19 protein-coding genes are annotated in these 26614 nt (G+C 63.8%); 8 read left to right on the forward strand and 11 right to left on the reverse strand.

Annotated elements, in window-relative coordinates; translation table 11 throughout:
* Nucleotides 1–43 precede the first annotated feature (43 nt).
* The 3 genes from ppdK to BLS13_RS06510 form a co-directional block, all read right to left on the reverse strand.
* A complete protein-coding gene (ppdK, locus tag BLS13_RS06500; RefSeq protein ID WP_093450792.1) occupies nucleotides 44–2713 on the reverse strand; it encodes a pyruvate, phosphate dikinase in 2670 nt (889 codons plus the stop codon).
* 56 nt (nucleotides 2714–2769) lie between these two features.
* Nucleotides 2770–4977, reverse strand: coding sequence for a glycine--tRNA ligase subunit beta (gene glyS / locus BLS13_RS06505; protein ID WP_093450794.1), 2208 nt, complete (start codon nucleotides 4975–4977; stop codon nucleotides 2770–2772).
* A gap of 144 nt (nucleotides 4978–5121) precedes the next feature.
* The gene (locus BLS13_RS06510) at nucleotides 5122–5997 is read right to left on the reverse strand and encodes a glycine--tRNA ligase subunit alpha (protein ID WP_093451010.1); all 876 of its coding nucleotides are present in this window, start codon (nucleotides 5995–5997) and stop codon (nucleotides 5122–5124) included.
* A gap of 119 nt (nucleotides 5998–6116) precedes the next feature.
* Between BLS13_RS06510 and BLS13_RS06515 the strand changes: the two genes are divergently transcribed.
* The 3 genes from BLS13_RS06515 (at nucleotide 6117) to pth (ending at nucleotide 8501) form a co-directional block, all read left to right on the forward strand.
* On the forward strand, nucleotides 6117–6977 hold the full coding sequence (locus BLS13_RS06515) for a TraB/GumN family protein (protein ID WP_093450795.1): 861 nt from the start codon (nucleotides 6117–6119) through the stop codon (nucleotides 6975–6977).
* A gap of 259 nt (nucleotides 6978–7236) precedes the next feature.
* Nucleotides 7237–7863, forward strand: coding sequence for a 50S ribosomal protein L25/general stress protein Ctc (locus BLS13_RS06520; protein ID WP_093451011.1), 627 nt, complete (start codon nucleotides 7237–7239; stop codon nucleotides 7861–7863).
* A gap of 68 nt (nucleotides 7864–7931) precedes the next feature.
* A complete protein-coding gene (pth, locus tag BLS13_RS06525) occupies nucleotides 7932–8501 on the forward strand; it encodes an aminoacyl-tRNA hydrolase (RefSeq protein ID WP_093451012.1) in 570 nt (189 codons plus the stop codon).
* A 151-nt stretch (nucleotides 8502–8652) separates the two neighbouring features.
* Here pth and ilvD read toward each other — a convergent pair whose 3' ends face one another.
* The 3 genes from ilvD to BLS13_RS06540 all read right to left on the reverse strand — a co-directional run bounded on the left by ilvD (nucleotide 8653) and on the right by BLS13_RS06540 (nucleotide 14440).
* Nucleotides 8653–10500: a dihydroxy-acid dehydratase gene (ilvD, locus tag BLS13_RS06530; protein ID WP_093450797.1), complete on the reverse strand. Its 1848-nt coding sequence runs from the start codon at nucleotides 10498–10500 to the stop codon at nucleotides 8653–8655.
* A gap of 99 nt (nucleotides 10501–10599) precedes the next feature.
* Nucleotides 10600–13722, reverse strand: a complete 3123-nt coding sequence (locus BLS13_RS06535; protein WP_093450798.1) for an autotransporter outer membrane beta-barrel domain-containing protein — start codon at nucleotides 13720–13722, stop codon at nucleotides 10600–10602.
* 145 nt (nucleotides 13723–13867) lie between these two features.
* The gene (locus BLS13_RS06540) at nucleotides 13868–14440 is read right to left on the reverse strand and encodes an SOS response-associated peptidase (protein ID WP_093450800.1); all 573 of its coding nucleotides are present in this window, start codon (nucleotides 14438–14440) and stop codon (nucleotides 13868–13870) included.
* A gap of 633 nt (nucleotides 14441–15073) precedes the next feature.
* Between BLS13_RS06540 and BLS13_RS06545 the strand changes: the two genes are divergently transcribed.
* Nucleotides 15074–16651, forward strand: coding sequence for a tetratricopeptide repeat protein (locus tag BLS13_RS06545; protein ID WP_143011895.1), 1578 nt, complete (start codon nucleotides 15074–15076; stop codon nucleotides 16649–16651).
* Here BLS13_RS06545 and BLS13_RS06550 read toward each other — a convergent pair.
* The 3 genes from BLS13_RS06550 to BLS13_RS06560 form a co-directional block, all read right to left on the reverse strand.
* Complete coding sequence (locus tag BLS13_RS06550; RefSeq protein WP_093451014.1) at nucleotides 16648–17997, reverse strand: 2-oxoadipate dioxygenase/decarboxylase HglS; 1350 nt, start codon at nucleotides 17995–17997, stop codon at nucleotides 16648–16650. The two genes, BLS13_RS06545 and BLS13_RS06550, sit on opposite strands and share 4 nt — an antisense overlap.
* A gap of 4 nt (nucleotides 17998–18001) precedes the next feature.
* A complete protein-coding gene (gene murA / locus BLS13_RS06555; protein WP_093450803.1) occupies nucleotides 18002–19285 on the reverse strand; it encodes a UDP-N-acetylglucosamine 1-carboxyvinyltransferase in 1284 nt (427 codons plus the stop codon).
* A gap of 84 nt (nucleotides 19286–19369) precedes the next feature.
* Nucleotides 19370–21067, reverse strand: a complete 1698-nt coding sequence (locus BLS13_RS06560) for an acyl-CoA dehydrogenase family protein (RefSeq protein ID WP_093451015.1) — start codon at nucleotides 21065–21067, stop codon at nucleotides 19370–19372.
* A 295-nt stretch (nucleotides 21068–21362) separates the two neighbouring features.
* On the opposite strand from BLS13_RS06560, the gene BLS13_RS06565 reads away from it, so the two are divergent.
* From BLS13_RS06565 to BLS13_RS06580, 4 genes are all read left to right on the forward strand, one after another.
* Nucleotides 21363–22583, forward strand: coding sequence for a CoA transferase (locus tag BLS13_RS06565; RefSeq protein WP_093450804.1), 1221 nt, complete (start codon nucleotides 21363–21365; stop codon nucleotides 22581–22583).
* A gap of 327 nt (nucleotides 22584–22910) precedes the next feature.
* Entirely contained in the window at nucleotides 22911–23543 is a 633-nt protein-coding gene (locus tag BLS13_RS06570; protein ID WP_143011896.1) for a hypothetical protein, read from the forward strand.
* A gap of 135 nt (nucleotides 23544–23678) precedes the next feature.
* Complete coding sequence (gene ychF, locus BLS13_RS06575; RefSeq protein ID WP_093450807.1) at nucleotides 23679–24779, forward strand: redox-regulated ATPase YchF; 1101 nt, start codon at nucleotides 23679–23681, stop codon at nucleotides 24777–24779.
* The gene (locus BLS13_RS06580; RefSeq protein ID WP_093450809.1) at nucleotides 24779–25237 is read left to right on the forward strand and encodes a MaoC family dehydratase; all 459 of its coding nucleotides are present in this window, start codon (nucleotides 24779–24781) and stop codon (nucleotides 25235–25237) included. Before ychF ends, BLS13_RS06580 begins: the two co-directional genes overlap by 1 nt.
* Here the strand turns inward: BLS13_RS06580 and BLS13_RS06585 are convergent.
* Nucleotides 25231–25698: a GreA/GreB family elongation factor gene (locus BLS13_RS06585; protein WP_093450810.1), complete on the reverse strand. Its 468-nt coding sequence runs from the start codon at nucleotides 25696–25698 to the stop codon at nucleotides 25231–25233. The genes BLS13_RS06580 and BLS13_RS06585 overlap by 7 nt on opposite strands.
* Nucleotides 25695–26480 (reverse strand): DUF1365 domain-containing protein, encoded by a 786-nt coding sequence (locus BLS13_RS06590; RefSeq protein WP_093450812.1) that lies wholly within the window; start codon nucleotides 26478–26480, stop codon nucleotides 25695–25697. Before BLS13_RS06590 ends, BLS13_RS06585 begins: the two co-directional genes overlap by 4 nt.
* Between the last annotated feature and the right edge of the window lie 134 nt (nucleotides 26481–26614).

Below are 26614 nucleotides of genomic sequence, written 5' to 3' on the forward strand. Positions count from 1 at the left end.
ACCCACCCCTCGATCCCCTCCCTTGCAGGGAGGGGAAAGTGGCTTACTTCCGCGCCGCCAGCGCCGCCTGCGCCGCCGCCAGCCGGGCGATCGGCACGCGATATGGCGATGCCGACACATAATCGAGCCCGATGCTCTCGCAGAAAGCGATCGATGCGGGATCGCCGCCATGCTCGCCGCAAATGCCGAGCTTGATGTCCGGGCGCGTCTTGCGGCCACGATCGGTGGCGATGTGGAGCAGTTCGCCGACGCCTTCGATATCGAGGCTGACGAACGGATCCTTCGCGTAGATGCCCTTGTCGACATAGGTCGTCAGGAAACGGCTCGCATCGTCGCGCGAGACGCCGAGCGTGGTCTGGGTCAGATCGTTGGTGCCGAACGAGAAGAATTCGCCGACTTCGGCAATCTCGCCCGCCTTCAACGCCGCGCGCGGCAATTCGATCATCGTCCCGACCAGATATTCGACCGAACGGCCCTTTTCGGCGAACACCGCCTTGGCCGCCTTGTCGATCACGATCTTCATCAGCTCGAGTTCGCGGCGGGTGGCGACCAAAGGCACCATCACCTCGGGGATCGGCGCGGCACCGCTCTTATTGGCGACGTCGACCGCGGCTTCGAAAATCGCGCGCGCCTGCATCTCGTAGATTTCGGGATAGGTGACGCCGAGCCGGCAGCCGCGATGGCCGAGCATCGGGTTGAACTCGTGCAGCTCGGCCGCGCGGCGCTTGAGCGCCTCGACGCCGATGCCGGTCGCATGCGCGACCTCGGCAAACTCTTCTTCCTCATGCGGCAGGAATTCGTGCAGCGGTGGATCGAGCAGGCGGATCGTAACCGGGAGGCCCGCCATGATTTCGAAGATCTCGGTGAAATCGGCGCGCTGCTCGGGCAGCAACTTTTCGAGCGCAACCCGGCGGCCCTTTTCATCCTCCGCCAAAATCATCTGGCGAACCAATGTGATACGGGCTGCATCGAAGAACATATGTTCGGTACGGCATAGGCCGACACCCTCGGCGCCGAAGATCCGCGCGGTCTTGCAATCGAGCGGGGTTTCGGCGTTGGCGCGGACCTTGAGACGGCGAACCTTGTCGGCCCATACCATCAACGTGCCGAAATCGCCGGCCAGTTCGGGCTGCACCGTCGGCACCGCGCCGAGCATCACTTCGCCGGTCGATCCATCGATCGTGATGACATCGCCTTCGCGCACTTCGCGGCCCGCGACACGGAACATCTTCGCCTTGGCGTCGATTGCGAGATTACCGACGCCCGAAACGCATGGCCGGCCCATGCCCCGCGCCACCACTGCGGCGTGGCTGGTCATGCCGCCCCGTGCAGTGAGAATGCCCTTGGCGGCGTGCATGCCGTGAATGTCCTCGGGGCTCGTCTCGGTCCGCACCAGGATCACATGATCGCCGAGTTCGGCGCGCTTTTCCGCCGTGTCAGCATCGAACACGACGAGGCCGGAGGCCGCACCGGGCGACGCCGGCAGGCCCTTGGCGATCACATCGCGATGCGCCTTCGGATCGAGTGTCGGGTGGAGCAGCTGATCGAGCGCCGACGGATCGACGCGCGCGACGGCTTCCTCCTCGGTGATCAGCCCTTCGCTCGCCATATCGACCGCGATCTTGAGCGCGGCCTTGGCGGTGCGCTTGCCCGAACGCGTCTGAAGCATCCAGAGCTTGCCCTGCTGGACCGTGAATTCGATGTCCTGCATGTCGCGATAATGGGTTTCGAGCAGATCGAACACCTTGGCGAGCTGGCCATAGACCTGCGGCAGCGCCTCTTCCATCGACGCGGGCTTGGCGCCGGCGGCCTCGCGCGCGGTCTTCGTCAGATATTGCGGGGTGCGGATGCCGGCAACGACATCCTCGCCCTGCGCATTGATCAGGAATTCGCCATAATAAGCCCGGTCGCCCTTGGCCGGATCGCGCGTGAACGCGACGCCGGTGGCCGACGTGTCGCCCATATTGCCGAACACCATCGCCTGCACGTTAACCGCCGTGCCCCATTCGCCGGGAATATCGTTGAGCCGGCGATAGACCTTCGCCCGCTCCGACTGCCACGAACCGAACACCGCGCCGATCGCGCCCCACAGCTGCTCGTGCACGTCCTGCGGAAACGGCTTGTCCCACAGCTCCTCGACGATCGCCTTGTAGCGCGCGACCAGCCCCTGCCAGTCTTCGGCGCCCATCTCGGTATCGAGATAATAGCCTTTATCTTCCTTGGCGATTTCAAGTGCTTCTTCGAAAGCGCTATGATCGAGTTCGAGGACGACATCCGAATACATCTGGATGAAGCGGCGATAGCTGTCCCACGCGAAGCGCGCGTCACCCGAAATCTTTGCGAGCCCGACGACGGTCTCGTCGTTGAGGCCGAGATTGAGCACCGTATCCATCATACCCGGCATCGAAGCGCGCGCGCCCGAGCGGACCGAGACCAGCAGGGGATCGGCGGCGACGCCGAACTTCTTGTTGGTGATCGCCTCGATATGGGCGAGCCCGTCGGCCACTTCCTTGCGCAGGCTATCGGGGAATATCTGCCCCTCGTCATAATAACGCGCGCACATCTCGGTCGAGATGGTGAAGCCCGGGGGAACCGGCAGGCCGATCGACGCCATCTCCGCCAGATTGGCACCTTTGCCGCCCAGGAGATTGCGATCTCCCTTGCCGCCATCGGAAACACCACCGCCGAAACGATAGACATAACGGGTTGTCATCACGCGTCACTTTCCCCTGCACGGCCCGCCCCCTTTTTGGAGGCTTGGCAATCGAATCAACCTTCTATTTTCGAGAAGTCAGCCACCTTGTGCACTGCAGCACGAATTTTTTCAAGAATGGCGAGACGGGTTAACCTTTTTTCAGGGTTAACGTCGTTCACGGTGACGTCGGTGAAGAACGCGTCGATCGGCCCGCGGAGCGTGGCGAGCGCGGTCATGGCGCCGGCGAAGTCTTCGGCTGCGATGGCGGCGGTGGCGCGGGGTTCGGCAGATTCGAGCGCGGCGATGAGCGCGGCTTCGGCGGGTTCGAACATATAGCCCTCGCCCCCGCTTGCGGGGGAGAGGGTTGGGAGAGGGGGCAGTGGGGAAGAGGTTCGCGACAGAGCCTCCAGCGCGGCCCCCTCTCCCCGACCCTCTCCCCCTAAAGGGGGCGAGGGAGCAGCACGCTCTTCCTTCTTCAGGATATTCGCCGCGCGCTTGTAGCCGGCGAGCAGGTTCACACCGTCTTCGCTCGTAACGAACGCCTGTAGTGCCTTTACCCGCGCGAGCAGGCGAACGAGGTCATCCTCACCGCCCAGCGCGAAAACGGCATCGATAAGGTCATGGCGAATGCCAGCTTCACGTTGTTGAACCTTGAGGCGATCGGCGAAAAAATCGAGCAGGTCGGCAGGGATCGCAAAGCGCAGGCCGTTGTCGGTGAGCAGCCGGATCACGCCGAGCGCGGAACGACGAAGCGCGAAGGGATCCTTCGATCCGGTCGGCGTCTCACCGATTGCGAAGAACTGCTTCAGGCTATCCAGCTTATCCGCCAAACTCACCGCCACCGTCACCGGCGCGGTCGGCACGTCATCGCCCTGCCCGACCGGCTTGTAATGATCGCGGATCGCGTCGGCGACGGCGTCTGGCAGCCCTTCTGCCCGCGCATAATAGCCGCCCATGATGCCCTGAAGCTCGGGGAATTCGCCGACCATGCCGGTGACGAGATCCGCCTTGCAGAGGCGCGCGGCCTGTTCGGCCTGATCGGCCAGTAAAACCCTCTCCCGTTCGGGAGAGGGTTGGGTGAGGGTTTCCGAACCATGAGGTTGGACGCTCGGCTGCGCCTCGCTCCCCCTCACCCAACCCTCTCCCCGCAGGGGAGAGGGCTTTATGATCCCTTCTTCGACCAGCCACCGCGCCAGCTTCGCCACCCGATCGACCTTGTCGGCGACCGTGCCGAGCTTCTCGTGAAACACGATCTGATCGAGCTTCTTCGCGCTCTCCGCGAGTGGAACCTTCAGGTCCTGCTCCCAGAAGAATTTCGCATCGGACAGCCGCGCCGCCAGCACCTTGCGGTTGCCCGCAACGATCGCCGTCCCGCCATCGCTGGCGACGATATTCGCGGTGCAGATGAAGTTCGGCGCGAGCCTCCCCTCACCATCCGTGCAGGCGAAGTATTTCTGGTTGGTGCGCATGGTAAGCTGGATCACCTCGCGCGGCACCGCGAGGAACGCGGGGTCGAAGCTGCCGAGCAACGGCACCGGCCATTCGGTCAGCCCGGCATTCTCCGCGACCAGCCCTTCGTCGGGCACCACCGTCAGGCCCGCCGTCGCCGCGACAGCCGCCGCACCCTCGCGGATGATCCGGCGGCGCTCATCGGCGTCCACGATCACATGGCAGGCCCGCAGCTTGGCCGCATAGTCGTCGGCGTTGCCGATCGTGATCGGCCCCGCATGATGGAATCGGTGGCCGACCGTCGCCGAGCGGCTGACGATGCCGTCGATCTCCAGCTGCACGACATCGTCGCCGAGCAACGCCACGATCCCCTGCAGCGGGCGTACCCAGCGCAACGAGGCTGTGGACGATGACGCGGTGCCCCAGCGCATCGATTTCGGCCAGGGAAAAGCGCGGATGATCGCGGGGATCGCCTCGGCAAGCACATCGGCGGTCGCGCGGCCCGGCTTTTCGATCACAGCGAACAGCACGCCGTCGCGATCGACGAGTTGCTCGCGTGCAAGGCCGGTCTTGCGCAGGAAGCCTTCGAGTGCCTGCGGGGGCGCCGAAGACCGCGGGCCCTTGATCTCCTCCGACACCGCCGCCGTCTCCAGCGGCAGACCGCGCGCGATCAAGGCAAGCCGGCGCGGCGTGACATAAGAGACAAGCGCGTCGGCCTTGAGCCCGGCCTTCGCCAGCTCCTCGGTGAACAGCCGCGCCAGATCGGCGCTCGCTTTCTCCTGCATGCGGGCCGGAATTTCCTCGGAGAGGAGTTCGAGCAGGAAATCAGTCATGGAAATTCCTCCCCGGAACGGGGAGGGGGACCGCTCGCAGAGCGGTGGAGGGGGCGGCGGCGAAGACGCCGCTGCGCGGCGCCCCTCCACCATGCTGCGCATGGTCCCCCTCCCCGTTCCGGGGAGGAATTGCAAAAATCATCCTCATGCCTCCCACCCGTTATGCGTCATCCAGGCGGCACAAGCGCCTTTGGTCAGTTCGCGCACCCGGCCGATATAGGCCTGCCGCTCGGCGACCGAGATCACGCCGCGCGCCTGCAACGTATTGAAGATATGGCTCGCCTTGATCGCCTGGTCATAAGCCGGCAGTGGGAGCGGCGTGTCGCGATCGAGCAACGCCTTGCACTCCTCGGCCGCATCGCGGAACCAGCGGAACAGAGTCTCGGTGTTCGCCGCCTCGAAATTATAGGCGCTGAACTGGCGCTCATTTTCGAGAAAGACGTCACCATAGCTCACGCCATCATCGTTGAACGCGAGATCATAGACGTTGTCGATGCCCTGGATATAGGTGGCCAGCCGTTCGAGCCCATAGGTCAGCTCGCCGGACACCGGCTTGCAATCGAAGCCGCCGACCTGCTGGAAATAGGTGAACTGGCTTACCTCCATTCCGTCGCACCAGACCTCCCAGCCCAGTCCCCAGGCGCCCAACGTCGGACTTTCCCAATCATCCTCGACGAAGCGGATATCGTGCGCGAGCGGATCGATGCCGATCTTCGCGAGGCTGCCGAGATAGAGCTCCTGCAGGTTTGCGGGCGATGGCTTCAATATCACCTGATATTGATAATAATGGCCGAGCCGGTTCGGATTTTCGCCATAGCGGCCATCGGTCGGGCGGCGCGACGGCTGGACATAGGCCGCTTTCCACGGTTTCGGGCCGAGCGCACGCAAGGTCGTCGCCGGGTGGAAGGTACCCGCGCCCATCTCGACATCATAAGGCTGCAGGATCACGCACCCCTGATTGGCCCAATAATCGTGGAGCGTCAGGATCAGGCGTTGGAACGAGAGCGGCTTGTCGGCCAATTTACTGCCCTTCAAAGGCTGGTGGAAAGTCGCCCGCCCTTTGCGGCATGGTCTCAAGCGGGTCAAGCAATCGGGCCGGCCCCTTATAATATGCGCGCGCCGATCCTACACTGAACGGCATGAGATTCCTGCGCCGTGCCCTCGCCATCCTGCTTGCCATCCTCTCCGCCCAACCCGCGCTTGCCGCGCCGGCTTTGTGGAAGATTGCGCACGATAACACGACCATCTATCTGTTCGGGACGATCCATGCGCTCCCGCCGGGCTATAAATGGCAGGGACCCACGCTCGAAAAAGCCTTTGCGTCCGCCGACACTCTGGTGATCGAAACGTTGATCGACAAAGATCCGCAGGCGATCGCGCGGCTGTTTCCCTCGCCCGATCCAACCTTGCCGCCGATCCTGCAGCGCGTCCCCGAAAAGAGCCGGGCACCGCTGGCCGCGATGATCGCGAAGGCGGGGCTCGGCGCGAACCAGCTCGATCAGATGCCGACCTGGCAGGCCGCCTTCATGATGATGGGTGCGATGATGCGCGATCTGGGCGTCGATCGCGGCAGCGGCGTCGAACAGACACTCGACAAGCGCTTCACCACCGCGACCAAAAGGATCGAGGGACTCGAGACCACGTCGCAGCAGCTCGGCTATTTCGCGGCCTTGTCCGAGGCCGATCAGCGCGAATTGCTGACCGGCCTCGTCGACGGATCAGGTGACGCGAAGACCGACTATGCCAAGATGATCGCCGCCTGGTCGAGCGGGGACGAAAAGGCGCTGGCCCAGGTTGTCGCCGACGACGAGGATCTGAGCCCGCATCTGCGCGACGTGCTGCTCAAGGAGCGCAATGCAAACTGGGCGAAATGGCTCAAGGCGCGGCTCGATCGGCCGGGCACTGTGCTGGTCGCGGTCGGCGCCGGGCATCTGGCTGGGCCAATGTCCGTGCAGAAGATGCTGGAGAGCGCCGGCGTGAAGGTCGAACGGGTGCAATAGCGAAATTCGTCCCTCCCTTTCAGGAGGGGCTGGAGTGGGTAGCGACCGCGGCAGTCGATGCTGCCAAGGGCGCACTCGGTTCCAGCGCCGACGCTCGCTATGCTCGCGACCCACCCCTTCCCCTCACCCTCCCTAAAGAGGGAGGGGCGAGATAGTGTTGCCTTTTGCCCCCCTCGCCTGTATGCGCGCCCATCCCGTCATGGTCATCCCTGGAGGCATGGCGGGTTTGATGAAACTCAATGCGAACTGGAGACATGATATGAGCGAAGTGCTCGACCTGTCGGCCGAAGCGCGCGATCGGGCTGGCAAGGGAGCCTCCCGGGCCATGCGTCGCGAAGGCCGCGTCCCCGCCGTTATCTACGGCAACAAGCAGGATCCCGCTGCGATCCACCTCGAGGAAAAGGCGCTGATGAAGTTGCTCCACACCGGGCATTTCTTCAATAGCGTGGTAATGCTCGATCTCGACGGCAAGAAGATCCGCGCTTTGCCCAAGGACGTTCAGTTCCATCCCGTGACCGATCGCCCGCTGCACGCAGATTTCCTGCGCATCGGCGAGCATTCGACCGTCACCGTCAATGTGCCCGTGCACTTCGTCGATGAAGAATTGTCGCCCGGCATCAAGCGCGGCGGCGTGCTCAATGTCGTCGTCCATGATCTGGGCCTCGTCTGCGATGCGGCGGAAATCCCCGATGACATCAAGGTTTCGCTGAAGGGCCTCGATGTCGGCGATTCGATCCACCTCGCGCAGATCACCCTGCCCAAGGGTGCGAAGGCTGCCGATACCGGCGACGTCACGCTCGCCACGATCGTTGCTCCGTCGGCGCTGAAGAGCGCCGAAGGTGGTGCCGACGAAGAAGCTCCGGCCGCGGACAGCGCCGAGGGCTGACCCTGTCGAATTCCGCCCCGGACCGGAAACGGCCGGGGCGGCATTCCTTTGCCGGTTGAACGATGACGATGCAGATCTGGGTCGGTCTCGGAAATCCCGGCGCGCAATATGCGATGAACCGGCACAATGTCGGTTTCATGGCGGTGGACATCATCGCCGAACTCCACAATTTCGATCCGTGGAAGAAACAGTTCCAGGGCTGGTCCGCGACCGGACGGATCGGCACGCAGCGCATATTGCTGCTCAAGCCCGCTACCTTCATGAACGAAAGCGGTCGCGCGATCGGCGAGGCCCTGCGTTTCTACAAAAGCGAGGTGGGTGATGTCACCGTTTTCCACGACGAACTCGATCTCGATCCCTTCCGCGTGAAGGTGAAGACCGGAGGCGGCACCGCCGGCCATAATGGCCTGCGGTCGACCGAGGCCCATATCGGCAATGCCTTCCGCCGCGTCCGGATCGGCATCGGCCATCCGGGACACAAGGATCGCGTGCTCGGCTATGTGCTCGGCAATTACGTCAAATCCGAACTCGACGATCTCGCGGACATGCTGGGTGCGATCGGTGCCGCCGCGCCCTGGCTCGCGACCGGCGACGATCCGCGCTTCATGAGCGAAATCGCGCTAAGGCTGCAGAAGTGACCGATCCTCCCCCGCCAGGGGGAGGTGGCGCCGAAGGCGACGGAGGGGGCGGAAAGCGACCGCGACAGCTTGCTCGCCCACGCAGGTCTTCCGCCGCCCGCCCCTTCCGTCAGCGCTTCGCGCTGCCACCTCCCCCTGGCGGGGGAGGATTTTAGTCCGCTTCCGGCACCATGCGCACCGCGCCGCGCGCCGCGTTGGTCGTCAGCGCCGCATAGGCCCGTAGCGCCGTCGACACCTCGCGCTTGCGCCCGAACGGCTTCCACGCGGCCTTGCCGCGATCTTCCATCGCCGCGCGCCGCGCCGCGATCATGGCATCGTCGACCGCCAGATGGATCGTGCGGTTCGGGATGTTGATCTCGATCCGGTCGCCCGTCTCGATCAGCGCGATCAGTCCGCCCTCGGCGGCTTCGGGCGAGACATGGCCGATCGACAGGCCCGAGGTGCCGCCCGAAAAGCGCCCGTCGGTGAGCAAGGCGCACTGCTTGCCCATCCCCTTCGATTTCAGATAGCTGGTCGGATACAGCATTTCCTGCATGCCCGGCCCGCCCTTCGGCCCTTCATAGCGGATCACCACGACGTCGCCGGCGACCACCTGATTGCCGAGAATGCCTGCCACCGACGCATCCTGGCTCTCATAGACCCGCGCGGTTCCGGAGAAGATCAGGATGCTGTCATCCACGCCGGCCGTCTTCACGATGCAGCCTTCGGGCGCGATGTTGCCGTAGAGGACCGCCAGACCGCCATCCTTGCTGAACGGGTGCTCGGCCGAACGGATGACGCCGCCGACGCGGTCCTCGTCGAGCGATTCCCAGCGCTCCGACTGGCTGAACGCGGTCTGCGTCGGCACGCCCCCGGGCGCCGCCTTGTAGAACAGGCGCACGTCATCGCTCTGCGTCTGCATCACGTCCCAGCGCGCCAGCGCCTGGCCGAGCGTCGGCGCGTGGACGGTCGGCTGCGACGTATCGATCAGCCCGGCCCGCGCAAGTTCGCCCAATATGCCCATGATGCCGCCGGCCCGGTGGACATCCTCCATATGCACGTCGGACTTGGCCGGCGCGACCTTGCAAAGACAGGGCACGCGGCGGGACAGCCGATCGATATCGGCCATCGTAAAATCGACCTCGCCCTCATGCGCGGCGGCGAGCAGGTGGAGCACGGTGTTCGTCGATCCGCCCATCGCGATATCGAGGCTCATCGCATTTTCGAACGCTGTGAAGGTCGCGATGTTGCGGGGAAGCGCGGTCGCATCGTCCTGCTCGTACCAGCGCTTGGCGAGATCGACGATCACATGCCCCGCCTCGCGAAACAGCCGCTCGCGATCCGAATGGGTGGCGAGCACCGATCCGTTGCCCGGCAGCGACAGCCCGAGTGCTTCGGTCAGGCAGTTCATCGAATTGGCGGTGAACATCCCCGAGCAGGAGCCGCAGGTGGGGCACGCCGAACGCTCGATCGTCTCCACCTCGGCATCGGTATAGCTCTCGTCGGCCGCCGCCACCATCGCATCGACCAGATCGAGCGCGACCGTCTTGCCCTTGAGCACGACCTTGCCGGCCTCCATCGGCCCGCCCGAGACGAACACCACCGGGATGTTGAGACGGAGCGCCGCCATCAGCATGCCCGGCGTGATCTTGTCGCAATTGGAGATGCAGACCATCGCGTCGGCGCAATGCGCGTTGCACATATATTCGACGCTGTCGGCGATCAGATCGCGGCTCGGCAGCGAATAGAGCATCCCGCCATGGCCCATCGCGATCCCGTCATCGACGGCGATCGTGTTGAATTCCTTGGCAACGCCGCCGACCGCCTCGATCTCGCGCGCGACCAGCTGGCCCAGATCCTTGAGATGGACATGGCCCGGCACGAACTGGGTGAAGCTGTTGACGACCGCGATGATCGGCTTGCCGAAATCCGAATCCTTCATCCCCGTCGCGCGCCACAGGCCGCGGGCGCCGGCCATATTGCGGCCGTGGGTGGTGGTACGGGAACGATAGGCAGGCATGGTCTTTCCGATCTGCTGGACTGGAGGCTGGCCGATTAGACCTTGTGCCCGCAATATGCAGCAGGATTCTGCTTTACCCCGGCCAAATACGCCTGTTGTTCAGAAGCTGATCCGGAGCATCGCCGAAACCGACGTGTCGCTGAAGCCCGCTTCCTGCCGGCGATCGCTGCTGACCGCGATCAGGAAATTCTCGAAGTGGTAGCCGATCGTGGCGCCCTCCTGCGTTGCCGAGCGGCCGAGCGGGGCCGAGACGAGCGCGAAACTATCGCCCCCCGCGAAGCTGGCATCGAGCGCGCCGACATCGCGCTTCAGCCGCGAGACATAGGCACCCCGCCCGCTCAGCGACAGCGCGCCGCCAAACATTGGCCATTCATAATTGACGCTGAGCTTGCCGGTGTTGGTCATGCTCGTGATCCGTTGCGGATCGACGACGAGATCGAGCACGCCCGTGCCGCTTTCGGTATAGCCGTTTTGGTGGAGCCGCATATAGGTCAGCGAATCCGAGGGCTCGATCGAGAAGCGGCCGAAGCGGAACCGGGCGCCCGCGATCAGATCGCCCGCCACCCGATAGCCCGACCAGCGCGCGCTCTGATCCGCCGAATAGCTTCCGATCGTGATCGTCCGGCGCGATCGATAATTGTCATGCCCGACCGATCCGATCGCCTGCAAATAGAACGGCCCATGGGCCCAGCTCGCATAAAGATCGAACAGCTGGGTGTTGGTTTTCAGCGGCTTGCCGTCGGTACCGATCGAACCGTCCGAATTGACGTCGGTCCACGAGAAGTTGACCGCCGAGCCGATGATGAAATCCCGGCCCAGGCGATAATCAAGGCCGAAATTGAGATGATAGGCGTTGCTGGAAAAGCCCGGATCATCCTGCGCATCGCGGTGGTGCAGGAATTCGACGCCCTGCTGCGCCCAGATGCCCAGGCGATTGCCCTCGGCAATTTCCTCCGGCGCTTCCGAAACCAGCCCGTGCATGCGCGCGGCAATGGCGCCGAAGCCCGTCGATTGCAGCCCTTCGGCGATGCGCGCCAGCGCCGTGCCATAGCTGGGCGGCGCGATCTGGCGGAACGCGGCGAGCACGCTGGCCTGATCGGGCAGGCTGCCGATCGCCGTGAACGCAGCGCCCCCTTCCGCCATCGAGATCAATGCATTGTCGTAGAGCGGTGCGACATTGGCCACGAACCCGGCTTCGTTCGCCGTTCGCTGATGCAGCGTGACCTCAATGTCATTCGCGCCAACGGTGAAGCTTTGCAGCGTATAGAGATAGGGCGTGGAGGTGCTGCCGAGCAGGCTCGCCGCATGATCGGTGCTGATGCCGCCGCCGGCCGTGAGGATCGTGAAGGTGCGGCTTCCCGGCTGCTCGATGTTGAGCTTGATCATGCTCTGGCCCGTGAACGATGCGGCTCCACTCACCTGCAGGGCCGAGGCCGTATTGCTGACATTGAGGATCAGCACCGACTGATCGGCAAGCGCCAGCGAGGCCAGGCTCGGCGCGGTGCCGCTGAATTGCAGGCTGCTCGAGCCCGACAATCCCACCGCGAGCGCACCGCCCGAGGCAACGGTGACCGGATTGGCGAACGCCGTCGTCCCCGAAAGCTGGAGCAGATCGGTGCCGGTGCCAAAAGCCAATGTGCCGCTGAAACTGCCCGAATTCGAAATATAGCTGCCGCCGCCCGAGCCGAAAAGGATGTCTCCGGCGATGGTGCCGCTGTTCGTCACGGTCTGCGCGGTCGTTCCCGCCGACAGGTCGATCGCCCGTGCCGCAGCGCCGCTGGTCAGCGCCTGCGCAGTGATGGTGCCGCTGTTGGTGATCGTCGTCAGCAAGCCCGACTCGTCGAGAATACCATAGCCCGCAATGCCCGTGGCGGCCGATTTGGCGAGGATTGTCCCGCTATTGGTGATGCTGTCCAACTCGGCACCCGTGCCCACCCGAATGCCGAACGCCGCCAGGGCGGTAGTACCTGCGGCATCGCTGGCCTGAATCGCCCCCGCATTGGCGATTGTCGGGACGATAGCTCCCGCACCGAGGTCGATTGCGATCGCCGTCGCGGCGGTCGTCGACGCGGTGATATGGCCGGTCGACTGGTTGGTCAGGCCGCCGACCAGCGTCGTGGTGTACAATGTGCCGTCAACGGTGGTGCCGCTGATCCCGACCGCCGTCGCTGCGGTGCCGACATTGTTCCCCTGCGACGTGATGGTGCCGCGATTGATGAAACCATAGCCGTCGTCGGTGCCGGCGGTGCCGTAGGCCGACAAGCTGATATTGCGCGGCGTGCTTGCGGACGGCGCAATCACCACCGCCGGTGTGCCGGCATAGCCGATGATCGTACCGATCGTCTCGGTATCCGATGAGGTTGCACTGGCGTTCGCAACCACATTCCCGCTCGAATCGGTGTAGAACAGGTCGTTGACGAAGCCGCCACCGACATTTCCGGAGATCGAGATCCCGGCAACCCCGCCGACGCCGGGCGCGGCGACCGTCGTACCGCTGCTGTTGGTGGTCGTGGTCGATGCCAAGCCCACCGTGATCGCCCCGGCATTGACCACCGAGCCGCTGATATCGCCCGCCAGAGCGATGCCGGTGTCGCCGCTGGCCGTCGCGCTGCTGCTTCCCGTCAGGCGGAGATTACCCGTCAGCGAAGCCGTCAGCGAGACCGCGGTCGACGAGGCGCCGGCGACGCTGACCGAGTTCAAGGTGATATCGCCGGCAAAGGCGCTTTCGATCGAAACGCCATAAGCGCCAGTGCCGAGCACGCTGATACTCGATGTGCTGCCCGCACCGATCGTACCGCTGACCGGGCCGTTCATCAGGCGGATGCCATAATTGCCCGAGCCGTCGGTCCCTGTAATCGAAATGACCCCGTTATTGGTCAAGCTGGCCGTGATCGGCGATGTCCCATCTATCAGCAGCGCGGTCGCGCCGGTCGCGGCACTCGATCCGATCGTACCGCCATTCGTCACGGCGTTGGAGGAGTTGATGGTGATCGCAGGCTGCGTGTCCGTCACGATGATCGAGCCCGCCGATTCCACCGTGATCGCGCCGGCGCTGCCGCCGCTCGCCGCAGCGGTGGTTACGGGCGCGGTCGTGGCCGTGGTCACGTCGAGCGAATCCGCGCTTGCCCGCCCGGCCGTGCACAAGGCCAGAAAACTGAACGTGCCGGCAAACACCGCCTTTGCGAGATCGTGACCGCTTGTTCCGCATTGCCGCTTCGTCATCGTCGCCCCCCCTCTTCACATGCCGAGGGCGGCTCCATGCACGCAGGACATTGCAGGAGATTTCAAAAGCGATAACGGCTGTCAGATTAACGAAATATACGGAATAACGGGCATTTTTCGTCGAATGCCCGCCCATATCAAGCCGCTATTCGATCGCCATTTCCTTCGATGAATAAGGCTGGATCAGGATCGAAACCTCTTCCGGAGTGCCGGTAAGCCATGTGTCATAGTCCTGCTCATGCAGGATCACCGGCATGGACGAAGGCTGGAGCGGAGACAGCAGCGCGTTGGCGGTGGTGGTGAGCAAAGCGAACCCACGCCCTTCCAGAAAGGAGCTCCACACGCCGGCAAAAGCAAAAATCGGATGCCCGGGAAGGCTCACCCATTTCTTCTGGCGCTGGCCATCTGCGCCGGCCTTTGCGGTCATTTCGCAATAGGATGTCGCTGGCACCAGACAGCGACGATCGGGACGCTCGATGGCAGCCCGCCACGCAGGCGAAAGCAAATTGCCCTCATGAACAACCGACCGATTGCGTGTTGCCGGCTGAAAGCCCCATGACATGGTATCAAGAATCAGGCCGCCATAATTGCGGATGACGTAGGCCGGCGATTTCGGAGTGACTTCGCTTTCGATCGCGGGATCGGGCTCCCGTACAACGACAATGCCGAACTTCAATCTCAGTTCGGCTTGGCTGGCGTCGATACGATAGCGATTCATCCATTCTCCCTGCCCAGCCTCCGCCAGGCAATCAACGTCCACTGCCTGCCTCGCCCGATGGCTGGCATGAGAACTACGACTAAATGGCGACGGTCCCCGCCGCTGTCTATGGTGATGTCATTTGATCGCCGCAGCCCCGTCGGGCGCGGATGCCCAAGCCAATGCATCGCACGGATCAAAGATCACATGCTGATCCGGCGATTGTCACCGGCAGACAGAGAAAGGGCCGATCGCACGACGGTGGGGGCCATTGTGCAACCGGCCCGATCCTGGCCTCCGGCGCCCACGGGCCGCGCCGTTGGGGGGTAGCGCGAACCGATTACGGTGACGAAGCGGCAGCCGATCGGGCCGGCTGCTGCGCGGCACGTGGTGGCGCATTTTCAAAACGACCAGTTTCATGACGTCTCTGTTACCGTTACATCTCTGCTCGGAGCCGCCCGAAAACACCGTGACCGCTCATCATTCTCGGGCTATTCTAAGAAATTGCGCATGGGACAGCCCAGGTTGGACGGTCGGCGGATATTTTCGGACGATGGTTCGGTTTCGGCCGGAGTTGATGCAGCACGCGCGGCGCGCATGGACAGCGAACTACGTTCGATTCTCAACGGCCCGGATTTCGCACGGGCGCCAATCATGAAACGCCTGCTGCAATATCTGGTCGAGGAGACGATTGCGGGCCGCGGCGATCAGTTGAAAGCCTATTCGGTCGCGGTCGACGGGTTGGGCCGCGCGCCCGATTATGATGCCCATACCGATAGCTATCCCCGGGTGCAGGTCGGGCGATTGCGGCGAATGCTGGCGCTGCATTACAGCCATAGCCCAACCGTCGATGGCCAGGGAATCGTCATCCCCACCGGGCGATACCGGGTCGCGATAGGCGAGTGCGGCGGCGGGCAAGCTGCAGCCCCAGAGCCGCTGGCAGGTTCAACGAAGAGACCGGAATTCGATCGTCTTGCGGCTTTCCGGATTGGAGCGGTGGCGATGTTGATGCTCGCTCTCATCGGGGCGGCGGCGCTTGGCATGATTGCGCTCACGAGGTTGCGCCCGACCATGCCCGCCCGGCCTATGCTCGAGCTCAATGCACGGCCCGTGGGAAGTGACGAACAAGGGCTTCGCAATATGGTGCAGGGATCCCTGCTCGACGGATTGCGTCGCAGCGCCATGTTCGAGGTCAGAGTGGCTCGGCAAACCGAGCGGGAACAGCAGGCGCGTTCAACGGCGCAATATCGGCTTACGGCGGCGCTCGTACCCGGGATCCGCCCACACCTGTTTTTACGGCTTTGGCGGCTCAGCCCCGATCACATCGTGTGGACCAGTGCAATCGACCTTCCACCGGGACCGGACAGCATCGGGATTGCGAACCGGCTCGCGCCCGTGATCGCGGCGATCGGACGGGTCGATGGAATCGTTGCCATGCAGGAATCGGCGGATCGCAGCACTACGGGCGATTCAGCATATTCCTGTCTTCTGCGTTATCACCAGATGCGGCGTGAGCATCTGGATGGTGAGCGCGCAGCTGCTGAGAAATGTGTCGCAACCCATCTGGCCGAAAATCCCGACGATGCCGGCCTCCAGGCAGCCGCTGCCGAACTTGCGCTGTCGCAGATGGCGCTTCCATCGCTGAGCGCCGCGGACCGCAACAAGCGATTGACCGACGCCCAGCGGCACGCCGAGATGGCGACCGGCACGGATCCGCTGAACCCATGGGCCAATCTGGCACAGGCCGATGTCGCGGTGCGACACGGTGCTTGCCCGCGCGCGATCAACGATGCGCTGCGCGCAACGCAACTCGATCCGTTCGACCCGGCCTTGCTGGCGGACGCAGGGACAGCCTTGCTGAACTGTGGCGATCCTCGCGCGGAAGGCCTGATCCGCCGCGCGATCACGCTTGATGACCGGCCCGAAGGGCGATTTTACGGGCGATTGCTGCTGGTCGCCATCGATCGCGCGGATCGTGCGATGGCACGCGAGGCATTGATGCACATGACTCCGCCGGTTATCGGTCATCAACCGCGCTTCTATCTGATGAGCGCTGCCGGCTATGCCATGATCGGTGACCGCGACAATGCAAGGCGCGCATGGGCCCAGCTATCGACGACGGCACCCCTCGTCGCGCGCAATCCGGCGCCCTATTTCGAGAATATGGCAATCACCGCCCGCGCCCGGACCAACGCCATAGCGGCGCTCAGGCGATTGGAACTTATCGTTTAAGCTATTACGCCCAATTGTCGGCAAACCTGATCGCGCGATGCCGCTTCCAATGCTGCATAAAGGCCGATTTCGTCCTTCACCGGTGCACCAAGCGCCGCTTCGAACGCTGTGCGATCCGCATTCGCACGATAGGGCGACGGCGCACCGTCACCGAGATTGGAGCGGAAGATCCCGGCAGCGCTGACCGGCAGGAAATCTTCGTAAATGATCGGGTCGGCCGTCACCTGTCCTGCCGCAATCGCCGCATCGAGCGTGTCCGCGACAGCCCCGGAATTGCACGCGCCGTCGCCATTTTCGATGACGCTATATCGGAAGAAGGCCAGCCCTTCGCGTCGCAGCTGCGTCCAGTCATCGGGGAAGCGCGCGAAAGCGTCGGCGCCTGCATCCTTGAACTGCTCGGCCAGCAGGGCATCATAGAGCGCCCTGCCCTTCGCCGTCAGTGCTACGCCGCGCTGCTCCACCTCTCCGAACCGCGCGGTATGACGGCCTTTAACGAAGCCGCCATCGCCCGTCGGAAAAGCAATCGCCTCATCCAGCGCCTTGAAGCTGGTTTGCCGCAGCAGCACCGGGCAATTTCGGCGAGGCGGTCCTTCGATCACCTCCTTCGGGACGATACCTTCACCTGGCATCGCGGCCTGGACCGCATCGATATCGATCGTGCGCGGGGTCAGATGATTGATGTGCGGCCCCTTGAAGCTCACAATATCGGCGATCAGCCGGTGGGCGTCCAACAGCCGGCCATAGGTCGGCTCATCGACCGTAGCCTGCGCATGCCAGCGAAACGTCTCGAGCAATTCGCCGACGAAGGACGTGGCATCCGCATCGTCGAGGCCGCCTTCGCGCTCGGCCTTCGCGATCAGGAGGAGCAGGCCATCGGTGAAGATTTGTCGCTTGTCGAGAATCCCCGCCGCCTCGGCGCGCAGCTCCGGATCCTCGATTAACTCGAGCCGCAGCAGCGAGGTGAACACGCGAAACGGGTTCCGCCGCAACGCCGCTTCATCCACGGGGCGAAATGCTGTCGAATGCACGGGGATTCCCGCCGCCGCCAGATCATAATAGCCCACCGCCACCATGTTCATGATGGCGAAGGCCCGCGCGATCAGCGCGAGTTCCTGCGGGGTGCCGAGGCGGATCGCACCATGCCGTTCGTCCGAAAGCCTCGCACATTCGCCGGTGCGATCGAGTCGTGCAGCAAGCGCAGGATCGCGCGCGAGCGTCTCGCGGTTCACGCGGTCGACGAGCGCCAGCAATGTCCCATATTGCGGCACCTCGGCGCGATACATGTCGGACATCGCCCGGGAAAATCGCGTCCTGATGTCATCGGGATCGATGAAGGACCGCGGCATCGGATCAGTCGTTGCCGACACGCTCGATGTCGGCGCCGATCGCCGACAATTTCTCTTCGAGCCGCTCATATCCGCGATCGAGATGATAGACGCGGTGCACCTTGGTTTCGCCTCTCGCGGCAAGGCCGGCAAGAATGAGGCTCATCGAGGCGCGCAGATCGGTCGCCATCACCTCGGCCCCGATCAGATGATCGACGCCACGCACCACGGCGGTGCGGCCATGGACCTGGATATCGGCGCCCATGCGCGCAAGCTCGGGCACGTGCATGTAGCGATTTTCAAAGATCGTCTCGGTCAGCACGCTCGCCCCGTCGGCCAATGCCAGCATCGACATGAATTGTGCCTGCATATCGGTAGGGAATGCCGGGAATGGCGCGGTCGACAGCGTGAGCGGTCCCAGTTTTCCATCGGCGATGATGCGGAGCCCTTCGCCGGTTTCGGTGACGGTGACGCCGGCGGTGCGGAGGCCCGATATAATCGCCTCCATGTCCTCGATCCGCGCGCCGAGCAATTCGACATCGCCCCCGGTGATCGCCGCGGCGCAGGCATAGCTTCCCGCCTCGATCCGGTCCGACATCACCTGATAGCGGGCGCCATGGAGCCGATCGACACCTTCGATCGTCAGCCGTTCGGTGCCGATACCCTCGATCTTCGCGCCCATCGCGACCAGACAGCGCGCGAGATCGGTGATTTCGGGTTCGCGCGCGGCATTTTCCAGAACGGTTTCGCCGCGGGCGAGCACCGCGGCCATCAGCGCATTTTCGGTGGCGCCGACCGAAACGACCGGGAAGCCGATCCGCCCGCCGCGCAGCCCGCCGGCGGGCGCCGTCGCCTTCACATAGCCCGCCGCCAGCTCGATCTCGGCCCCGAGCGCCTCGAGCGCCTTGAGGTGCAGGTCGATCGGGCGGTTGCCGATCGCGCAGCCGCCGGGGAGCGAGACCTTCGCTTCCCCCGCCCGCGCCAGCAACGGCCCCAGCACGAGGATCGATGCGCGCATCTTGCGGACGATGTCATAGGGCGCGACGGTGGAGGCGATAACTTTCGCCTTCATCGTCATGTCGCGGCCGATCTCGCCATTGCTGCCGCGCTTGACCGTGGTCGAAACGCCGAGTTCGTTGAGCAGATGGCCGAAACTGTCGACATCGGCGAGCCGCGGCAAATTGGTGAGCGTCAACGGTTCATCGGTCAGCAATGAACATGGCAGCAGGGTGAGAGCCGCGTTCTTCGCCCCCGAAATTGCGAGACGACCCTGAAGGCGATTGCCGCCGCGAATGATGATGCGATCCATGCACGGCGTTTATCGCGTCATACGCGCGGCGCAAGCGGCTAGAATCGGTCCACCAGCGCGAACCCGTTCACCAGCACGCCCAGCTCAGTTGGCCTCGTCGAGCAGCCGCCGGGCGATAACCTGCGCCTGGATCTCCCCCGCGCCCTCGAAAATGTTGAGGATACGCGCATCCGCCAGCAGCCGGCTCGCGACATATTCACACGCAAAGCCGTTGCCGCCATGGATTTGCAGCGCATTGTCCGCCGCCGCCCAGGCCGCCCGCGCCGCGATCAGCTTGGCCATTCCGGCTTCGAGATCGCAGCGTTTGCCCTCATCCTTGCGACGTGCCGCAAAGTACGTGAGTTGGCGCACGCCCATCAGTTCGGCCGCCATCATCGCCAGCTTGTTGGCGATGCGCGGGAATTCGACGATCGGCCGGCCGAACTGCCTGCGATCGAGCGCATAGCCCAGGCCGATGTCGATCGCAGCCTGCGCGACGCCGATCGCGCGCGCGGCCGTCTGGATACGCGCGCTTTCGAAGGTCGCCATCAATTGCTTGAAGCCCTGCCCTTCGACGCCACCGAGGACATTGGCGGTCGGCACGGTGAAATCGTCGAAGCCGATTTCATATTCCTTCATGCCGCGATAGCCGATCACCTTGATCTCGCCGCCGGACATGCCATCGGCCGGGAACGGGTCGGCCTCGCTGCCGCGCGGCTTGGGCGCGAGCAGCATCGACAGACCGCGATAATCCTTCGTCGCCGGATCGGTGCGCACCAGCAGGGTCATCACGTCGGCGCGGGCGGCGTGGGTGATCCAGGTCTTGTTGCCCTGGACGCGGTACACATCGCCGTCACGGGTGGCGCGGGTCCGCAGCGATCCGAGGTCTGAGCCGGTGTCCGGCTCGGTAAACACCGCGGTCGGCAGCAATTCGGCACTCGCGATCCTGGGCAGCCAATGCGCCTTCTGCTCGGCTGTGCCGCCGGTGAGGATCAGTTCGGCGGCGATTTCCGAGCGGGTGGCAAGCGAACCGACACCGATCCACGCGCGCGACAATTCTTCCGACACCACGCACATCGCGGTCTTGCCCATGCCCAGCCCGCCAAATTCCTCGGGAATGGTCATGCCGAACACACCCATCGCGCCGAGTTCCTCGACAAGCGGCATCGGGATCAGTTCGTCGGCGAGATGCCATTCGTGCGCGAACGGCGCCACCTTTTCGTTGGCGAAGGCGAAGAACTGATCGCGCACCATATCGAACATGTCGTCGAGCCCGGCATGTTCGAGGATCGCCCGGCCGCGTGCATCGGCGAGATGACCGACGATCGCCGTCTTGACCGCCTGCGTGCCGCCGGTACGGATCAATGTTTCGATCGCGTGGCTATGGAGATGATCGAGCGCCGCCGCATCGGCCGTCAGTTCGCGCGGGCGGATCACCTCGCCCTGGTTCATGGGCACACCGCCCCGCAATTGCGCGCCATATTCGGCGAATAGCAATTGCGCGAGCAGCGCTTCGATCTCGCCGAACGCGCCCTCGCCATCGAGTCTGATCGCCCAGCCGGCGACTTCGCGTAGCAATTCGGCGTAGGACGCGTACCAGCCAAAGCCATGGACGATGTGCTGTTCGGCATCGGCGCGCTCGCGATCCGGTTTACCGTCGGCGCCGGAAATCCGGGCCTTGACGGCCGGCAGAGCGCCGGCGACGAACGCCTGCGCGGCATCTGCTGCGGCGCGCAACAGATCGGTCAATCCCGGCAGGATCAAGCCCTCGGCGGGGTCGTCGTGTGACGGACGTGCGGCCATCGTCATTTCCTGCTCCTGTCCCTGCCGGATCTTCGCCCCTCCATGCCGCGCATCGGCCGCCGTGCACAATGGCCCGGTCGAGTCGAAACGACATAGGCGTGCGGTCTAAACTCTATTGGACAAGCTTCGCGCGGAGGACGAACCTGAAGGCCTTATCATTCCTTCTGCGGATTCCGCCATGATCGAGCCTTGCAAGGCCAGTTTTCCTGAAACCCGCCTTCAGGCGCGGCGGGAGCACGGAAACCCGAAATATGCGCCGGTCGGGCCCAACTGAGCGCCAATAAAGGAAAAGATCATGTACGGACTTCTTAAAGGCCTCCGCGTCGTTGAAGGCGCAGCGTTCATTGCCGGACCGTCCTGCGGAATGCACATGGCGCTGATGGGCGCGGACGTGATCCGCTTTGACCGGATCGGCGGCGGCCCCGACTTCAACCGTTGGCCGCTCGCCCCCAATGGCGACAGCCTCTATTGGGAGGGCATGAACAAGGGTAAGAGGTCGATCGCGATCAACCTTGCGTCACCAGAGGGACAGGAACTCGCGCTCGCCATCGCGACGGCGCCGGGCGAGCAGGCCGGACTGTTTCTGACCAATTATCCGACCCGCAGCTTTCTGTCCCATGCGGCGTTGAGCGCGCTACGATCTGACATCATCACCTTGCGGATCATGGGCTGGGCCGACGGATCGCCGGCGCTCGACTTCACCGTCAACGCCGCTGTGGGCGTGCCGATGATGACAGGACCGGCCGACAGCGAGGGTCCCGTTAACCATGTTCTGCCGGCTTGGGACCTGTTCGGCGGCGCTTATGCAGCGTTCGCGCTGGTATCCGCTCTCAACCGCCGCCAGAGGACGGGTGAGGGCGCGGAAATATTGTTGCCGCTTTCCGATATCGCCGCAACCTGCCTTGGCCATACCGGCCAGGTTGCCGAAGTCCTGGCCAATGGCGATCGCCCGCGAAGCGGCAACGATCTTTTCGGCGCGTTCGGCCGCGATTTCCTGTGCGCCGATGGCAAGAGGTTAATGGTCGTCGCCATCACGTCTCGTCAATGGATGGGGCTGCTCAAAACGCTCGCTATCACCGAACAGGTGGCTCAGATCGAAGCCGAACTCGGCATGCCCTTCGCCGAGGATGAGGGCGCGCGCTTTACGCACCGTGCCCGATTGTTCCCCGTGTTCGAAGCCGCGTTCGCGAAGCGAACCTCCGCAGAGTTGCAGCCCGCCTTTGACGCCGGCGGCGTGACCTGGAGCCAATATCAATCGCTGCATGAGGCCGTGACCACCGATCCGCGCCTGTTCACCGCCAACCCCGTATTCCAAATGGCCACACAGCCGAGCGGGCTCACCTACCCGGTCCCCGGCCCGACCGCGACCCTGGCCGGGGAATCTCGGGGTGATGTCGCCATCGCGCCGCGCCTTGGCCAGCATACCGACGAAATTCTCGCCCAAATACTCGGCCTGGACAGCGGCGCGATTGGTCGGCTCCATGATGCCGGCCTGGTCGCCGGCGCGGATCAATGAAGCAAGCCGAGAATCCCATAGGCGCTAAGATAAGAAATTATGCAGTCTGTTGAATAGCATGCGGCGCCATACCCCCAATCCTCATTCCCGCGAAAGCGGGAGCCTACGGTGACGGCACGCTGGAATCAGTAGGCGCCGCTGTCCATTGGTCCCCTGCTTTCGCGGGGACGACGACAAAGGAAAGACATAAGCTCAATAAAATACGCTATCTCAATCGGATATCCCTGATCTTGGCGCCCATGGGTGAAAACCCGCCCTCATTAGTCTGGCGTTCAGATTCGATCTGATACGCCAGCAGGCGTCTGTTCAACCGAATGGAGGTTTTTGATGCGTCCTATGAAAACCGCCCTGTTGGCCGGCCTGGCGTCGGTCGTGCTGGCAGGTGGCGCACTTGCGGCTCGTGAAGCCAAGATGCACGTTCTATCGGTGGCCCTGCCCGACGGATCGATCGAGCAGATCCATTATAGCGGCGATGTCGCCCCGCAAATCGTACTGGCGCCGGCCGCGGGGCCGATACTGCCGGCCGACTTTTTCGCGTCGGCATTCGGCCCCGACTCGCCTTTCGCCGAGATGGAGCGGATTTCGTCCGAGATGAGCCGCCAGAGCGAGGCGATGCTGCGACAGGCCGCCGCCATGGCCACGCAGCAGCCGACAGCGGGCAGCAGCGTGACACCTGCCGCGTTGGCGAACATGCCTGCGGGCACCTTCCATTACACGATGGTGTCGACGAGCAGCGACGCAGGCACCTGCACGCAGAGCGTCCAGGTCACGTCGATGGGCGAAGGCCAGCAACCGAAAGTTATCAACAGCAGCTCGGGTGACTGCACAGCGATGAATGCTCCGGGTCCGAAAGCTGCGGCCTTACCGCCTGTTGCCGCGCATGCACCGGTGCCGGTGAAGCCGGTCGTCTATAAGCCGACCGACGCGCCGACAGCTCGTGCCAACCAGCCGATCATCTGATGGCTTTGCGACGGGGTGAGCCAACCGCACCCCGTCGTCCTTCCCTCTCTAGCCTTTGGCGCGCGGACCCGCTATCGGGCGCCGCATGATCGCCGGCCCCGCGCCGGCTCTCCAACGATCGAAGGCACGGGCTAGATGGGTTTTCGCTGTGGTATCGTCGGGCTGCCGAACGTCGGCAAATCGACCCTGTTCAATGCACTCACCGAAACAGCGGCGGCGCAGGCGGCCAATTATCCGTTCTGCACGATTGAACCCAATGTCGGGCAGGTCGCGGTGCCGGATCCGCGCCTTCACGAAATCGCGCGGATCGGCGGATCGGCGAAGATCGTCGAAACCCAGCTTGCCTTCGTCGACATTGCCGGGCTCGTGCGCGGCGCATCGAAGGGCGAAGGGCTCGGCAACCAGTTCCTCGCCAATATCCGCGAGGTCGATGCGATCGTCCATGTGCTTCGCTGCTTCATCGATGACGATATCACCCATGTCGAGAATAAGATCGATCCGATCGCCGATGCGGAAACGGTCGAAACCGAGTTGATGCTGTCGGATCTTGAAAGCCTCGAAAAGCGCGTCCCGGCCTTCCAGAAGAAGGCGGCGCAGGGCGACAAGGAAGCCAAGGCCGCGGCATCGGTGCTCGGCCAGGCGCTGGCGCTGCTGCGCGAAGGCAAGCCCGCCCGGCTCACCAAGCCGGCCGATGAGGACGAACTGCGCATCTTCACCCAGGCGCAATTGCTGACCTCGAAGCCCGTGCTTTATGTCTGCAATGTCGACGAGGGTTCGGCCGCAGAGGGCAATGCGCTATCCGCAAAAGTGTTCGAACGCGCGGCCGCCGAAGGCGCCAAGGCTGTCGTTGTCTCCGCCGCGATCGAGGCAGAGATCGTCACGCTCGATCCCGCCGATCGCGCCGAATTCCTGTCCGATCTCGGGCTGGCCGAAACCGGCCTCGCCCGCGTGATCCGTGCGGGCTACGAACTGCTCGACCTCATCACCTTCTTCACCGTCGGCCCGAAGGAAGCCCGTGCCTGGACCGTGGAAAAGGGCGCAAAAGCGCCGAACGCGGCCGGCGTGATCCACACCGATTTCGAACGCGGTTTCATCCGCGCCGAGACGATGGCCTATACGGATTATGTAACGCTCGGCGGCGAAGCCGCGGCGCGCGAAGCCGGCAAGCTGCGCTCCGAGGGCAAGGAATATCTGGTGCATGATGGCGACATCATGCTGTTCCGCTTCAACGTGTAATGCGCTGGCTCGAGGATTATCAGGTCGGCCAGATCGAGCGCTTCGGCGCCTATCAGGTCACGCGCGAAGAGGTGCTCGACTTCGCCACGCGCTATGATCCCCAGCCCTTCCATCTGAACGACGAAGCGGCCGCTGCCAACCCGATCTTCGGCCGGCTGGCGGCGAGCGGTTGGCACACCTGCTCCATGGTGATGCGCATGCTCGTCGATCACGCCACCGAGGATGGCCATTTCTCGCTCGGCTCGCCCGGCATGGACGAGATACGCTGGCTGAAGCCTGTCTATCCGGGCGATACATTATCGGTCAAAAGCGAGGTTACCGACGTCCGCCCATCCCGATCGCGCCCGGACATCGGATCGGTCTATTTCACGATCACGGCCTTCAACCAGCATGGCGAGCCCGTCATGCGGCAGAAAGCCGCCAATCTGCAGCCGCGGCGACCGGCTCAATCTCAATAGAGCGGTTCGACCTTTAGCAGTTCGATCGCATCAGGCTTACCCGCGAAATCCACGAACTCGCCCGGCTCCACGCCGATCATCGCCCGGGCCAATGGCGAGGAAAAGGCGATGCGCCGCACCTTCGGGTCGGCTTCGTCATCGCCGACGATCTCGACGGCTATTGGTGCGCTATCGTTCAACCGATAGGTCACACGCGTCCCGAAAGCCCCCACCGTGCCATCGGCGGGAGGGACGATCTGTGCCGTCGCATGCCGGGTTCGCCAGTAGCGCAGGTCGCGCTTGAGCTCCTTCAACGCCTCCTCGCCGGTTTCGGCAGTGACGTCCGCTTCGAGCGCAGTCAGCTTTTCCGCGATCAACGCCGCGCCGTGCGGGGTAACCAGATTGGGCCCCGCCGGGATCGGCAGTTCGAACTTCGGTTCGAGATGTTCCTCGTCGCTCTCGCGCCGGAAGGCGACACTCATGCGGGTTCGGCGCGAACGACGATCGACACGCCATCCCCTGCGGTCGCAACATGCCGCCGGACGCCGACACGCTTCAGGAACAGCCACAGCGCCTCGACATGAATGCCGGCGACCACCTTGAACGTCAGGAGCGGGTGCTTAAGAAACGCCTTCAGCAGATTGCCGTCGCTGAATGGCTGACGGTTTCCCGAAAAAGCCGCGACGATCAGCGGACCGTGCGCATCGCCGCCCGCCACGACCACTTTCGTGCGCTCGCCCGGTGGGTCGACGGTGAAATCATAACGCATGTCGATGTCCATGAAAGGCGAAACATAGAAGCATTTGTCACACGATTGCCTGATCGTCGCCGCCGCGCCATCGGGCACCGGGATCACATAGCTGTGTCGTTCCTTGAAGGTATTGGTCACTTCATAGACGATCGTCGACAGCGATCCGTCCATCCGGTGGCAGAACCACACCGAAATCGGATTGAAGACATGACCCAGCATACGCGGCATCGTCAGCAAACGGATCGGGCCGCCATCCGGTTCCCGCCCCGCCCGGCGCATCAACGCCTCGATCTGCGGACGCAGCGGCGTTCCCGATCGATCGCCGAAATCCTTGTCATGGAAAGAGAAGAGATTGAACCGGTTGCGCGAGAACAGGCGCTGCCCGGCCGCCAGAGCATCGATTTCGTCCAGGTCGAACAGGCATTGGAAAATGCGGTAGTGCAGCCGATGCACGCGCGGGCGGAACCGCTGATGGAACACGGTGCCGGGATAGATGGCCGATTGCCAGGACATAATATCTCAATCCCTCCCCGAGATTGCTCGGGGAGGGGGACCGCCCGCAGGGTGGTGGAGGGGGATGCGCGACATTCGAGCACGCGAAGATGTCGAGGATGAGAGTTCGGGATTGCCCCTCCACCGCCTTCGGC

Origin of the sequence: Sphingomonas sp. YR710, from assembly GCF_900101455.1 — a bacterium.
GTDB lineage: Bacteria > Pseudomonadota > Alphaproteobacteria > Sphingomonadales > Sphingomonadaceae > Rhizorhabdus.